Below are 13,533 nucleotides of genomic sequence, written 5' to 3'. Positions count from 1 at the left end.
TATAATTTTATTAAGAAAATTTATGTAATGTGATGAAAAAAAGGTAAATTTCCTAATAAAAAAGGAAATCTACCTCAATTATTCACTATTAATTATAATACTAAATTACTTCTTGATAGGTGATGTTGGGCATCTACAAATCTTATTGTTCCAGTTTTAGATCTCATAACTATAGATTGAGTAGTTGCCCAATTATTTTTAGAATATACAACTCCTTTTAATAAATCGGAATCCGTAACAGCTGTTGCAGCAAAATATATATCATCACTTTTTACTAAATCATTTATATATAATGTGGCCTCCACATTTTCTATTCCCATGGATTTACATCTTCTTATTTCTTCTTCGTTTTGAGGAACTAATTTAGCTTGCATATCTCCACCCATACATTTAATGGCAGCTGCCGCTATGACGCCTTCTGGTGCTCCTCCTGTACCCATCATCATATCTACTCCTGTACTTTCAAACCCACATGCTAAAACCGCTGCTACGTCACCTTCTGAAAAGAGCTTAACTCTTGCTCCAACTTCTCTTGCATCTTTTATTATATCATTGTGTCTTTCTCTTTCTTGAACCATTATAGTAAGTTCTGTTACATCTTTATTTAATGCCATTGCCACATTTATAATATTTTCTTTATTTGTTTTATTTATATCTATTACACCTTTTGCAGAAGCCCCTACTGCAATTTTTTTCATATACATATCTGGTGCATTAAGTAAACTTCCTTTAGGTCCCATAGCCATTACTGATACAGCATTAGGTAAACCTTTGGCTATAAGAACAGTTCCATCTAATGGATCCACGGCTATATCCATTTCTTCCATTCCATCTGTTCCTATTCCCAATTTTTGACCTATATAAAGCATAGGTGCCTCGTCCATTTCTCCTTCTCCAATAACTACAGTTCCCTTTATAGGTAACATAGAAAAAGCTTTCTCCATCCCATCTACCGCTGCTTGGTCTGCTGCAATTTTATCTCCTCTTCCCATATATTTAGAAGAACATAGAGCTGCAGCTTCTGTTACTCTTACAAGGCCCATTGCTATATCTTGTTTTATCATACATTTTCCCCCTTTAAAATTGATAATTATAGGTTATTTTTTATATAGTATAGCTTATATCTATTTTAAATTTATTTTTCTTAATATATTATATACTAATTTCCTTAATATTATATCATATTTAATTTCAAGAACAAGTATTGTTAGATTTCTTTTATTACAAAAAAACCAGAAGTTTTTCTTCTGGTTAGCATCTAAATACTGTTTTCTCTTAAAAACAAGTTTACTTCGTTATTTAGAAATTTTAATATTTATTTTTTAATTCACATCCTAGGTCATAAGCCTTTTTCATAATTTCTTCATTTTTTTCTATGGGAATATGGTCTGTATTCACCCCATAAACCTTATGTATGTCCTTTACATCCATGGCTGCAAAAGCTAGACCTAAAACTTCTTCCGAAGACATAAACATATTGTCCCAATAGGTTCCTCCTACAGCTAATACTACACCTGTTTTTTCCCTTATATTTTCTCTGTCTTTTCTTATGTATTTTTTACTCCAATAAACTTGAAGTCTATCAATCAACGCTTTTAGCGGTGATGGTACATTAGCAAAATAAATTGGTGTTGCTATTACTATAAGGTCACTTTCATTTATTTTTTTGTATATTTCTATCATATCATCCTTTATAGCACACTCTTCTATTTTGTAGCATACTTTACAATCTATACAGGGTCCTATCTTTTTATGATAAACATCTATAAAATCTACTTCTTGATTTAGTCCTTCTAAAAACTTTTCTAATAATTTAAATGTATTTCCTTTTTTATTTGGGGAAGAAAATAATACTAGAACTTTCACTTAAAGTCCTCCTTATACATAGCTATATATTTTTACAATTTAATTTCTACAATAAATTCAATATAATTTTTATCCATTATACATTCTTTTTCTATTTTACATATTAAACTTTTTATATCTACTTCTTCTTTTAGTTCATCTAATATTTGATCTACTTCATCCATTGCGATCTCTTTTAAGAATTGACTTTTTAAATCCTCTTTAGCAATATCTTTTAACTCTCCTAGCATATCTCTAGCATAAGATTCTGATGCTTCAATTTCATAGTTATTGAATTCATATCTAAATTTTATATTTAGAGTATCCATTTCATCTGTTCTAATTTGACTAATACTTGTCAGCCCATCATCTAGCAAAAATTGAAGTATAAATTGTCTCTTCATATTATCCTCCCATATACAACAAGGATATGGAGAAGCCATATCCTTTATATTTTTTACTAAAGAAGGTTTTTAAAGTCTTCTAAAAATGTATCTGCATTTTTATAATCCTCTGAAGATGGTACAAACTTAAATTTAAATCCTTCTTCTACTACTTTTAATTTTAAGGATTTCAACCTCTCTGTCATCATAGGAACTCCTTCACCACTCCAACCAAAAGATCCAAAGGCACCTGCTGGCTTCCCTCTATTTACTATTGGAGATACTAAGGACAATACATCCCAAACAGGTTTTACAGCATCTTGATTTATTGTAGGTGAACCTATTAAAAACCCCTTAGATTTTTCTATTAATTCTGCACACTTATCTATTCCTGACTCTGTAATTTCATGTATATCAGCTTTTATCCCCATATTATTTAATTGTTTATAAAAATAGTCTGCTACAGCTTTAGTTTGATTATATGCAGAAATATAGAATATTTCTATTTTCTTTTCTTCTTCATTATTGCCAGTTGCAAATTCTCTATACATATTCATGTATTTTTTTATATTTTCTTTAGTATGAACTGTTCCATGACTTGTGCATACTAAATCAAAGTCTAAGTCCTTTATTTTATCTAAACCTGCTAATACAAACTTTTTAAAAGGAGACATTATTACATCAAAGTAATACACCATTTCTTCATAACTATCCTCTGATTCCCCATCAAAGATATTTGTTGATGGACAGTAATGAGCTCCTAAAAAATCACAAGTGAATAAAGCTTTTTTCTCTGGAACATAAGTAAACATAGTATCTGGCCAGTGAAGATTTGGGGCGGTTATAAAATTCAAAGTAGTATTTCCCAAACTAAGCTCCTTTGGAGCAACTTGATGGTTAAACTCTTTATTTAAAATATTCTTTAAGTAAACTGAAGCTGCCATAGAACATATAACTTGGGCTTCTGGATAATCTCTTAAAAGGTTTATAAGACTTCCTGAGTGATCTAATTCTGTATGTTGAACTATTATATAATCTACTTTTCTCTCTCCTATAACTTCTTTTATATTTGAATAAAATTTATCATAAAATCCATCTTTTACTGTATCTATTATTGCTACTTTTTCGTCATCTATTAAATATGAATTATAAGTTGTTCCACCATTTGTTTCCATTATTATATCGAAAACTCTAAGGTCTGGGTCTTTTACCCCTACACTATAAATATTGTCCCTTATTTTAAAACTACTCATATTATACCCTCCTATCAAATAATAAATTGTAAATGATAATTATTATCATGAAAATATTATATAAAACTTGATAAAGTTTTTCAATTCACATTTTGTAAATTTTTATTATATCTTATTTATTTGATAAATGTACTCTAATTATAAGTCACATTTAAAATAATTTCTAGCTTTTATATATATTTTATGAGATTCAATAGAAATAAAGAGAATAATCGTTAAATCATTAACTATTATTCTCCTTATTGTTATACTTTATTTCTAAAATTAAAATATTACCTAATTTCATTTTACAGATTATTCTTTATTAATTGCAACTTTAATACCCTACTCAAAATTCTTATTACACCATAAGCTAATATACCATCAACTAAATGATGAAATACAGTTCCTAATCCTACGGTAATCAATATACTCTTAAATGTTATACCAAAAGGAATCACTACCAAAGCCTCTGCTATGCCATGTACGAAAGAAGTACTTATTACTACCTTAAAATATGAGACTTCTCTTTGAATAAGATAAGCTCCAAACATACCAACAATGCTATGCATAAGTGCTCTAGCCCCTACATAAGCTCCCTTTGTAATAAAAAATCCTAGTCCTGATCCTATACCAACCATTACAGATGCTAATGGTCCTAGAAACATTGATAAAAACATAGGTACATGTGAAGCTAAGGTAGCCGTGAAAGGTCCTATTTGTATAGCTAAGAAGCTAAAGGTCAAAGGTATTACAATTGATAGAGATATTAAAAGAGCAGTGTATACCATCTTTCTTATATTATCCATATTCATCCTCCTATACTAATGTATATACACTAGTATATACCTACTTATTCTTTTTGTAAACAAAAAATAAAATTTGGAACATCATTCATCCTAATGAATATTCCAAATTTTAAATATATATCTTTATTTTCATATACTAAGCCATACATAAGGTTTTTTCTAGTCCCTGTAATCCTATGTTAAAGAATTTCCAATGTCCATTTAAATCTTCATATCCCTTACAATATATAGCTCCTTTTTGAAAATCATAACCTATTCTCTCTAATTCTTTTCTATTTTCAACATTACATCTTATATCTTTTAAATCTTCTATATTAACATTTACAGTTTTATTTTTATTAGTTTCTACTACTGCTATAAATCTTGGTAGTTGTCCATCTTCAAACTCTTCAAAGTACATGTCCTTTATTTTAAAGTTAACACATTCTTCTAAAGATATTGCACCTTTATATATTCCCCACCCTTGTGCTAGTGAAGTATAATCACCTACTTTAAATATGCTTTCCCCTATCATACAAGCTTTTATTCTATTCTCTTTCATAACTAGACCCCTCCTCTTTTTTATATCCTCTTTTAACTTGTTTATATTTTATCATACTTGTTAAAACTTTGTCAATATGTTTTTTTTAAATTTTTCTGAATCTTTTAAGATTTTAAAATAAAAAATAAAGCTGGATTATCCAGCTTTATTTTTTTTCTTCCATCATACTTTTTACCTTCATAAGTCTAGTTAGATTTCCTCTTTCATTTTCATCTAACTTCATTATTATAAATTTAATGGTTTCTTCAAGTTGAGGAATAGTCATGTATTCTAATGCATTTACTCTTCTTCTTGTCTTTTCAATTTCGTCTGCCATAAGTTGGCATGTTTTTTCCACCTCAGCTAGTTCTAATAGTTTAGGTAAAATACCATATAATTTTTCAATGGCTGTATCCAATTCTCCAGAAGTATTTACATACCCATATGGATATATACTCCCCTCATCTTCTTCCATTTCTCTTTTGAACTTCATTATTGGTACATTTACACTCATAATATTTTTCTTAGCGATTTCTAATGAAATACTTTCTTTCGGGTAAACTATTGCCTCCTCTAAAAACTCTGATGACATTAAAGCTCTTGCCATTACAAAGTCTTTTAAAGATTTTTGAAGTTCCTCTTCTACACTTTTTCTTAATTCGTTATTATGTTTTACTAGGTCAATAAATCTTCTCATTAATTCATCTTGTTTATCTTTTAAAAGTTTATGTCCTCTTGTTGCCGTTGCCAATCTCTTTTTGAGCTTTGTAAGCTCCATTCTCGTAGGATTAACATTTAATCTCATAGACTTTCATCCCTTTATTCCTTACTTTTTTCTTTAGGTAAGTATTTTTCTAAATAAGCATCTCTTATTCTCTTGAGTTCTGTTCTTGGCAATATGGACAATAACTCCCATCCTAAATTAAGGGTTTCTTCTATAGTTCTATTTGTAGTAAACCCTTGAGATACATATTGTTTTTCAAAAGCATCTCCAAATTTTGCATACTGCTTATCAACATCAGATAACGCAGATTCTCCTAATATTACTGCCAATTCTTTTGCTTCTTTACCCTGCGCATATCCAGCAAATAACTGGTTCATAGTATCAGCATGGTCTTCTCTTGTTTTCCCCTCACCAATACCTTTATCTTTAAGTCTTGATAAAGATGGTAAAACATCTATTGGAGGCATAACACCTTTTCTATAAAGTTCTCTACTAAGTATTATTTGTCCTTCTGTTATATATCCTGTTAAGTCCGGAATTGGATGTGTTTTATCGTCTTCTGGCATTGTTAGTATAGGAATTTGTGTAATAGATCCTTCTTTACCTTTAATTCTTCCTGCTCTTTCATATAAAGTTGCTAAATCCGTATATAGATATCCTGGATATCCTCTTCTTCCTGGAACTTCTTTTCTTGCAGCAGATACTTCTCTTAAAGCTTCACAATAATTTGTTAAGTCTGTAAGTATTACAAGTACGTGCATACCTTTTTCAAAAGCTAAATATTCTGCTGTAGTTAACGCCATTCTTGGTGTAGCTATTCTTTCTATAGCTGGATCATTTGCCAAGTTCATAAATAATACTGATCTATCTATAGCTCCAGTTTTAGTAAAGTCATCTACAAAGAACTCTGCCTCTTCAAAAGTTATACCTACAGCAGCAAATACAACAGCAAATTTTGAATCTGAATTTAGAACTTTAGCCTGCCTTGCAATTTGAGCAGCTAATTGAGCATGTGGAAGTCCTGATCCTGAAAATACTGGAAGCTTTTGTCCTCTTACTAAAGTGTTAAGACCATCTATGGCAGAAATACCTGTTTGTATAAATTCTGATGGATAGTTTCTTGCCACTGGATTAATAGGTATCCCATTAATATCTAATCTCTTTTCTGGTATTATTCTTGGTCCTTCATCCTTTGGTCTTCCTAATCCATCAAAAACTCTTCCTAACATATCCTCAGATACACTTATTTCTAATGGTTTTCCTAAGAATTTAGCTTTACTTCCCTTTATATTTATACCAGCTGATCCTTCAAAGAGCTGAACTAATGCTTTATCTTCATTTATTTCTAGAACTCTTCCTCTTCTTATTTCTCCAGTTTGAATTTCTATTTCTACTAGCTCATCAAACTTTACATTTTCTACTCCATCTACAAGCATTAGAGGACCAACTACTTCTTTAACTGTTCTATATTCTTTAAGCATCTAAAATCCCCCCTTTGCTGATTAGATCTTCTATGTCTTTTGTTAATTCTTTTGATATTTCATCTATACTTAATATATCTTTTTCATCTATATATTTTGCTCTAGCTATTTTATCTCTAACTGGTAAGTTTAATATATCTTTTAAATAAACACCAGATTCCAATGCTTTTCTTGCTTCATCTCCAAATTGAAGAACGGCTTTTAACATTCTATATTGTTTATTTAATGGTGCATAGGTATCAACATCATGGAAAGCATTTTGTTGTAAATAATCTTCCCTTAGTGACTTAGCTACTTCTAGTTTAAGTCTATCCTCTTCTGATAATGCATCAATACCAACAAGTCTGGCTATCTCTTGCAAATTAGCTTCTTCTTGTAAAAGAGCCATAGCTTTTTGTCTTAATTCTACCCAATCTTCTGCTACATTTTCATTCATCCAAGGACCAACTTTATCCAAATATAATGAATAAGAATTTAACCAGTTTATAGCAGGGAAGTGCCTTCTATAAGCCAATTGTGAATCCAGTCCCCAGAAAACTTTTACTATTCTTAATGTGGCCTGAGTTACAGGTTCAGATAAGTCTCCCCCTGGAGGTGAAACTGCTCCTATAGCTGTTAATGCTCCTTCTCTTCCATCCTGACCTAAACATATAACATTACCTGCTCTTTCATAGAACTCTGCTAATCTAGATCCTAAATAAGCTGGATAACCTTCTTCACCTGGCATCTCCTCTAGTCTTCCAGACATTTCTCTTAGAGCCTCTGCCCATCTAGAAGTCGAATCTGCCATTAGTGCTATTGAATATCCCATATCTCTAAAATATTCCCCTATTGTTATACCAGTATATATAGATGCTTCTCTAGCTGCAACAGGCATATTAGATGTATTTGCTATTAACACAGTTCTTTTCATTAAAGATTCCCCGGTTTTAGGATCCTTTAATTCTGGGAACTCATTTAAAACGTCTGTCATTTCATTTCCACGTTCTCCACATCCTATGTACACAACTATTTGAGCATCAGCCCATTTTGCAAGTTGGTGTTGAACAACGGTTTTACCACTTCCAAAAGGTCCCGGAACACACGCAGTTCCTCCTTTTGTAACTGGGAAAAATGTATCTACTACTCTTTGACCAGTTACCATAGGCGCACTAGGATTTAGCTTTCTTTTATAAGGTCTTCCTCTTCTTACAGGCCATTTCTGCATAAGTGTTAAATCTTCTATACCTTTATCTGTTTTTATTTCTCCTATTTTATCAATTACTGTATAATCTCCTTCATTTAAAGAAATTATCTCACCTTTTATTCCAGGAGGTACCATAATTCTGTGTTCTATAACGGAAGTCTCTTGAACTAAACCTAATATATCTCCCGTTTCTACTTTATCTCCAGCTTTTTTAGTGGGGTTAAAATGCCAAACTTTTTCTCTACTTAAGGATGGCACATCTATACCTCTTGTAATAAAATCTCCTGCTTTAGCTTCTATTGCATCAAGAGGTCTTTGAATTCCATCAAACATAGCTTCTATTAATCCTGGCCCTAATTCAACACTTAAAGGTGCTCCAGTTGTTACAACTGGTGCTCCAGGACCAAGACCTGAAGTTTCTTCATAAACCTGAATAGAAGCTTTATCTTCTCTCATTTCTATTATTTCTCCTATAAGACGTTCATCTCCAACTCTTACAACGTCAAATAGATTAGCTTCTTCCATACCTTCAGCAACTACTAAAGGTCCTGACACTTTTACAACTCTACCAGTCTTCAAGTCCACCTACCTACCTTCCTATAAAATATTAACTCCAACTGCCTTTTCTACATTATCACTAATTCTTTTTAGACCTATATTAAGTGAACCTTGATTACTTGGAATAAGTATAATAGCTGGCACAATCTCTCTATTGTATCTTTCAATAGTCTCATCTAAATCTTTAGCTATTTGTTCTGTTATGAAGATAACACCATATTTTGTTGCTGCCATTTTATCTACTGCTTTTCTTGCTTCCTTTGAATTTACAACTGGAAACACATCTATACCTATTGATTTAAACGCTAAGATTGAATCTTTGTCTCCAACTACCCCTATCTTAAACATAGGCATCACGCAGCCTTTCTCTTATAATATTTGGTGCTATACTATTTAATTTACCAACCATTATTATTCTTATTATTTTTATTTCCGTTTCTTTTGCAATTATATATCCAATTAAAGGTTCAACTCCAAAGCTTACTTGCTTTGCTTTTTTTATAAAGTCCATTATATAATTCTCGGAAAGTTTTTCAAAATAACTTATGTTATTAGTTTTACTATACTCTTCTAATCCTAGTCTTATTATTTTTTCATATGGAGTATATGAAAGTTTATTAGCTATACTATCTGATGTTTCACTTTCATAGCTTATTAGTGTTTTCTTATCAATAGTTCCCCCATCTAAAATAATAGCTTCAAAAAACTTTCTATGTTTATTTTGAGCTTTTGCTCTTAATAATGCTCTTATATTGTTTAGGTCTATAGACATTTTAATATAGTCATTTATAAATTTTTCATTTACTTCTTCTGATTTTGATAATATTTCTTTATACGCATAGCTATCTAGAATTAAATCTATTTTTTGAGGATCTTTATCCCCTTCATATTCACTTTCTGCTTTTTCTAAAGCTTCTCTCATCAAAGGAGTAAGTTCTTTATAAAATTCCGTAGCAAATATTTGTTTTAATTTATCGTTACTTATAGTTCCTACTGGTATTAAAAGATATGTTAAATCTTTTTCTAAGTATTTGCCCTTTAGCATTACTTTTAAATTATGGTAATCATATCTTAAAGCCATTATATCTATAATAGATCTTTCAGGGCTAATACTATATAAAAGAGTATATAATCTTTTAAGTTCCTCACTTAAAAGTATTTCATAATCTTCAGGGCTTCTTACATTTGACATATAATTTAAATACTCAGTTTCTCCAAGTATCTTTAAAGCTTCTTCAGCGGAGGAACTATCTATCATTCTTTCAATCTTGGATCTATCAAGAAGTCTAGTTTCAAGTACTCTAATTCTTGCAATAGCATGGGTGAATTGCAAATTATCCATTGTAACTCCCCTCCTAACTGAACAAGGTGTCTATAATAACAGGTTCTAAATCATCTTTAAGAGAAAGTATTAGTGCTTCAAAAGTATTATTTATTTCTATACCATCTTTGTTTAGTATAAATCCGCCTCTAAAATCTCTCTTTTTATCACTTATTTTTATTTCACCTTTTTTTCCCTTGCTTTTTAACTCTTTATTGATTTCTTCTATGGTTTCTTTATTTATATATTTTTCATCTTGAGATAATATTATTTCTTCATCTCCGTATATTTCTAAAGCTAATATACTATCTTTTATAAAGTTTAAATATTCTTCTTTATTTAATTTAGCTAGCTTATTTAATGCTTCTTTATAAACTTTATCTATTACCTCTTGTTTTGCTTCTAATTTTCTATTTCTTACAAATAAATGTGAATTAGATATAATTCTTTCCTTCCTATTTTTGCTTTCTAAATAGGCTTTTTCTATGATTTTGCTTTTTATACTTTCTCCTTCTTGCTTTTGACCTAACATAATTTTTTCTTCTTCTCTTTTAGCTTCATCTAAAATAATCTTCGCCTTTTCTTCTGAGTCTTTTATTATTTTAGAGGTTAAATTCTCTAATCTAGACATTATATTCACTCCCTTAATTTTAATTTTTTAGGGATATTATCTTAACATTAATACTGACATAACGAAACCTAAAAGAGCATATGTTTCAACCATAACTGTTAAAACTATACCTTTAGTATTGTGTTCAGGTCTTTTTGCAAGAATAGATACTGCAGATGCTGCTGTTTTAGCCTGTGCTAAAGCTGATTTCCATCCAACAAATGCAATAGGTAAACATGAAAGTAAAACACTAAATCCAGCTCCCAGTTCCATACCAACACTCATTTTTCCCATTGCCATGAAAGCTATAACGAATCCATATAATCCTTGTGTTCCTGGTAATAGTTCAAGAATAAGCGCTTTACCAAATTTTTCTGGCTCCTCAGTTAAAAGTCCTGATGCGGCTTCACCAACTAGACCAACTCCTCTAGCTGATCCTATTCCTGGTAATATAGTTGCTAAAGCTACTCCAAAAGCAGCTAATAAAACTCCTCCATTTTGTAAAAAGAAACTAAAGAAATTATTGTTCATTTATTATTCCTCCCTTATTCTGTCTTAATTTTTATAAATTTATTTGTATATTTGAAAGGAGTAAATGGTTTTCCTCCCCCTTCATAAAACTTTCCAAAATACTCTACATATTGAAGTCTTGATGTATGAACATATGCTCCTAATGCATTTATTAATAAATTAAACATATGTCCTATTACAAATATCAATGGTCCAAATATCCAAGCTTTCACCCCTGTTCCAAGGTAAGATATAATTAAGTTTAAAGCTCCTCCAATAAATCCAGTGGCAAGCCCTAAGGCCATAAGTCTTGAATAGGATACAAAATCTCCTATATATCCTGTTATTCCATATAATCCATATAATCCTGCACCTAATCTTGCTCCAATATTTTTATTTTCTCTTCCTTGGGTGAGTACAAGACCTATCATTGCTGCAAACATTATATATTTGATAATGTTCATACTACCTTTTAGCGCTTCTACATTTCCAAAGCTACCGGCTAAGAAAAGTATTACAGTAACTAAAGTTATATACCATAATCCAACATCATAAAAGGCATCTAAGTATTTACCTTCTCTCATATATAAGTATCCTTTTATTCCAAGCCCAATAAATATTTGAACCAATCCAAAGGCTATAGATGCAAATAGTAGTAAATTCGCATTATCCTCTGGTTTCATCCAAACAGCTGGTATATCTATAGCACCTGTAAAGAAACTGCCATACATTATTCCCCAAAACATAGTAGGAATACTTAAATAAAAGAATAATTTCACAAAATTCTTTGGTCCTTCTTCTAATGGTAAAAACCTCAAAGCCAGTAATGTTCCTACAAACATTACCAATCCATAACCTGCATCTGAAAGCATCATTCCAAAGAATATTAAGTAAAATGGCATTAAAAGTGGCGTAGGATCTATTTCATTATACTTAGGTAAACTATACATAGATGTTATAGACTCAAAAGGCTTTACCAAAGAATTATTTTTAAGTTCTATTGGAACATCTTCATCTTCCTCTGGCTCTATAAAATCTATATAATAGTCTTGAGTTATTTTTTCTATTTCATCTTGTAATTCTTTCTTATTTTCCTCTGGAAACCATCCATTTATAGCTACCATTCTATCTGTTTTTAAGAAATTTTCTGATACATTTGCTTTGTTTAACTCATTTTCAAAATACTCATATATAATTTTTAAATCCTCTAAGTAATTTAAATAGCTCTTTATTTCGTAAGCTATACTTTCTTTTTCCCCTTTTATATCCCCTATTTTTTCTTTTGCAGAACTTATAAATTCTATAGGGGATTCTTTATAATTCAAAGTTGTTTTGCTAAAAGCATATTTTCTTAAAATATCCTCTGCTTCATTTTTAAAATCCTTATGAACTATTAGTAATAGATTTAAATCTTCTTTAACTTCACTTATCTCTTCTACATACCCTTGTTCAAAGGAATCTTCTACATCAACCCTAAAGTCTTCCTTTACTCTTTTAGGTATAGCTCCTATAAAAGCAACACAATTTCTTAATGATTGTAATTCTTGAAAAGATACATCTAGCTTTCTCCATGGAATCAAAGTTTCTATATCAGAATTTAATTTTGATATTTCATTATTTAGAATATTTAATTTATCTTCCTTTTCTTTTATACTTTCATATATTTTTTCCCATTGTGATTTCTTTTCAAGATTTTTTAGCTCCTCATAGGATAAAATCTTTTTACCTTTAAGACTTTCTTTGATACCACCCTTTTCTTCATGGTATCTTTTTAAAATATCCAGTGCAAATTTTACTTTGTATTTCTTGCTTTCTAATTCACTTACCTCTAATGGCGATGAGTCCTTGTCTAAATAATCTAACAATTGTTTTTCCTCATCTCCACATGTTTCTTCTTTTAAGTCAATAAATTGCACCTTTGAAAAATTCTGAAGTCTTTCAAGTAGTTGCTTTTTTTCTGATTGAAATACAAGCAGAGAGAATTTATTCATTTTAACTATTGCCATGACTTTTCACTATCCTCTCAACTATAAGATTAATAGCTCTATTAAATTTATCACTAGATACATCTAGTATTTTTTTAACTTCTTCTTCACCATCACTTTTTATTGTTTCGGCTTCTTTTTCTCCTTCTTCCATTCCATTGTTAATTATGATTTTACTTTCTTCATTTCCTTCATTAATTATGCTTTTATACTTCTCTTTAGATTTTACTTCTGCATCTTTTATTATTTCTTTACCTTTTATTTGTGCTTCCCTTATGATTTTATCCGCCTTATCTTCGGCAGTCCTTATACTTTTTATTGCATCTAACGCCAAAATACCACCTCCTTAATTAATAAAAAGTATTCATT

Annotated in this window: 15 protein-coding genes; all 15 read right to left on the bottom strand. The window is 30.3% G+C overall.

The genetic code is table 11. The annotated features are described in order from the left end of the window. Window positions 1-92 precede the first annotated feature (92 nt). Complete coding sequence (glpX, locus tag B5D21_RS03170) at window positions 93-1,064, bottom strand: class II fructose-bisphosphatase (RefSeq protein ID WP_011099256.1); 972 nt, start codon at window positions 1,062-1,064, stop codon at window positions 93-95. Between the two features lie 244 nt (window positions 1,065-1,308). Next, the gene (locus B5D21_RS03165) at window positions 1,309-1,866 is read right to left on the bottom strand and encodes a flavodoxin family protein (protein ID WP_011099255.1); all 558 of its coding nucleotides are present in this window, start codon (window positions 1,864-1,866) and stop codon (window positions 1,309-1,311) included. 32 nt (window positions 1,867-1,898) lie between these two features. Continuing rightward, window positions 1,899-2,249 (bottom strand): hypothetical protein, encoded by a 351-nt coding sequence (locus B5D21_RS03160; RefSeq protein WP_035125337.1) that lies wholly within the window; start codon window positions 2,247-2,249, stop codon window positions 1,899-1,901. Between the two features lie 56 nt (window positions 2,250-2,305). Next, window positions 2,306-3,481 carry an FprA family A-type flavoprotein gene (locus tag B5D21_RS03155; protein ID WP_035125338.1) on the bottom strand — a complete coding sequence of 392 codons (1,176 nt, stop codon included), beginning with the start codon at window positions 3,479-3,481 and terminating at the stop codon, window positions 2,306-2,308. 287 nt (window positions 3,482-3,768) lie between these two features. Beyond that, window positions 3,769-4,269: a hypothetical protein gene (locus tag B5D21_RS03150; RefSeq protein WP_035125340.1), complete on the bottom strand. Its 501-nt coding sequence runs from the start codon at window positions 4,267-4,269 to the stop codon at window positions 3,769-3,771. A 136-nt stretch (window positions 4,270-4,405) separates the two neighbouring features. After that, complete coding sequence (locus B5D21_RS03145) at window positions 4,406-4,810, bottom strand: hypothetical protein (protein WP_011099251.1); 405 nt, start codon at window positions 4,808-4,810, stop codon at window positions 4,406-4,408. 145 nt (window positions 4,811-4,955) lie between these two features. After that, entirely contained in the window at window positions 4,956-5,594 is a 639-nt protein-coding gene (locus B5D21_RS03140; protein ID WP_011099250.1) for a V-type ATP synthase subunit D, read from the bottom strand. 14 nt (window positions 5,595-5,608) lie between these two features. Then, window positions 5,609-6,994: a V-type ATP synthase subunit B gene (locus B5D21_RS03135; protein ID WP_011099249.1), complete on the bottom strand. Its 1,386-nt coding sequence runs from the start codon at window positions 6,992-6,994 to the stop codon at window positions 5,609-5,611. Continuing rightward, window positions 6,987-8,759, bottom strand: a complete 1,773-nt coding sequence (locus tag B5D21_RS03130) for a V-type ATP synthase subunit A (RefSeq protein ID WP_035125396.1) — start codon at window positions 8,757-8,759, stop codon at window positions 6,987-6,989. The genes B5D21_RS03135 and B5D21_RS03130 overlap by 8 nt, the downstream gene beginning before the upstream one ends. 18 nt (window positions 8,760-8,777) lie before the next feature. Continuing rightward, a complete protein-coding gene (locus B5D21_RS03125) occupies window positions 8,778-9,086 on the bottom strand; it encodes a V-type ATP synthase subunit F (protein WP_035125398.1) in 309 nt (102 codons plus the stop codon). After that, window positions 9,079-10,080: a V-type ATP synthase subunit C gene (locus tag B5D21_RS03120; RefSeq protein WP_011099246.1), complete on the bottom strand. Its 1,002-nt coding sequence runs from the start codon at window positions 10,078-10,080 to the stop codon at window positions 9,079-9,081. Before B5D21_RS03120 ends, B5D21_RS03125 begins: the two co-directional genes overlap by 8 nt. A 13-nt stretch (window positions 10,081-10,093) precedes the next feature. Then, window positions 10,094-10,690 carry a V-type ATP synthase subunit E gene (locus B5D21_RS03115; protein ID WP_035125342.1) on the bottom strand — a complete coding sequence of 199 codons (597 nt, stop codon included), beginning with the start codon at window positions 10,688-10,690 and terminating at the stop codon, window positions 10,094-10,096. A gap of 36 nt (window positions 10,691-10,726) precedes the next feature. Further along, window positions 10,727-11,200: a V-type ATP synthase subunit K gene (locus B5D21_RS03110; protein ID WP_023437859.1), complete on the bottom strand. Its 474-nt coding sequence runs from the start codon at window positions 11,198-11,200 to the stop codon at window positions 10,727-10,729. 14 nt (window positions 11,201-11,214) lie between these two features. Beyond that, the gene (locus B5D21_RS03105) at window positions 11,215-13,185 is read right to left on the bottom strand and encodes a V-type ATP synthase subunit I (RefSeq protein WP_011099243.1); all 1,971 of its coding nucleotides are present in this window, start codon (window positions 13,183-13,185) and stop codon (window positions 11,215-11,217) included. Continuing rightward, complete coding sequence (locus tag B5D21_RS03100; RefSeq protein WP_011099242.1) at window positions 13,172-13,498, bottom strand: ATPase; 327 nt, start codon at window positions 13,496-13,498, stop codon at window positions 13,172-13,174. The genes B5D21_RS03105 and B5D21_RS03100 overlap by 14 nt, the downstream gene beginning before the upstream one ends. Between the last annotated feature and the right edge of the window lie 35 nt (window positions 13,499-13,533).

Source organism: Clostridium tetani (assembly GCF_900167265.1).
GTDB lineage: Bacteria > Bacillota > Clostridia > Clostridiales > Clostridiaceae > Clostridium_G > Clostridium_G tetani.
The sequence above is the reverse complement of the archived record's forward strand: the minus strand, read 5'-3'. Positions and strand labels throughout refer to the sequence as shown.

Excerpts from the sequence above, each read along its gene's own strand:
- B5D21_RS03145 (WP_011099251.1), bottom strand. The coding sequence starts at position 4,810 with ATGAAAGAGAATAGAATAAAAGCTTGTATGATAGGGGAAAGCATATTT.
- B5D21_RS03125 (WP_035125398.1), bottom strand. The coding sequence starts at position 9,086 with ATGTTTAAGATAGGGGTAGTTGGAGACAAAGATTCAATCTTAGCGTTT.
- B5D21_RS03160 (WP_035125337.1), bottom strand. The coding sequence starts at position 2,249 with ATGAAGAGACAATTTATACTTCAATTTTTGCTAGATGATGGGCTGACA.
- B5D21_RS03115 (WP_035125342.1), bottom strand. The coding sequence starts at position 10,690 with ATGTCTAGATTAGAGAATTTAACCTCTAAAATAATAAAAGACTCAGAA.
- B5D21_RS03135 (WP_011099249.1), bottom strand. The coding sequence starts at position 6,994 with ATGCTTAAAGAATATAGAACAGTTAAAGAAGTAGTTGGTCCTCTAATG.
- B5D21_RS03150 (WP_035125340.1), bottom strand. The coding sequence starts at position 4,269 with ATGGATAATATAAGAAAGATGGTATACACTGCTCTTTTAATATCTCTA.
- B5D21_RS03155 (WP_035125338.1), bottom strand. The coding sequence starts at position 3,481 with ATGAGTAGTTTTAAAATAAGGGACAATATTTATAGTGTAGGGGTAAAA.
- B5D21_RS03110 (WP_023437859.1), bottom strand. The coding sequence starts at position 11,200 with ATGAACAATAATTTCTTTAGTTTCTTTTTACAAAATGGAGGAGTTTTA.
- B5D21_RS03140 (WP_011099250.1), bottom strand. The coding sequence starts at position 5,594 with ATGAGATTAAATGTTAATCCTACGAGAATGGAGCTTACAAAGCTCAAA.
- B5D21_RS03105 (WP_011099243.1), bottom strand. The coding sequence starts at position 13,185 with ATGGCAATAGTTAAAATGAATAAATTCTCTCTGCTTGTATTTCAATCA.
- B5D21_RS03120 (WP_011099246.1), bottom strand. The coding sequence starts at position 10,080 with ATGGATAATTTGCAATTCACCCATGCTATTGCAAGAATTAGAGTACTT.
- glpX (WP_011099256.1), bottom strand. The coding sequence starts at position 1,064 with ATGATAAAACAAGATATAGCAATGGGCCTTGTAAGAGTAACAGAAGCT.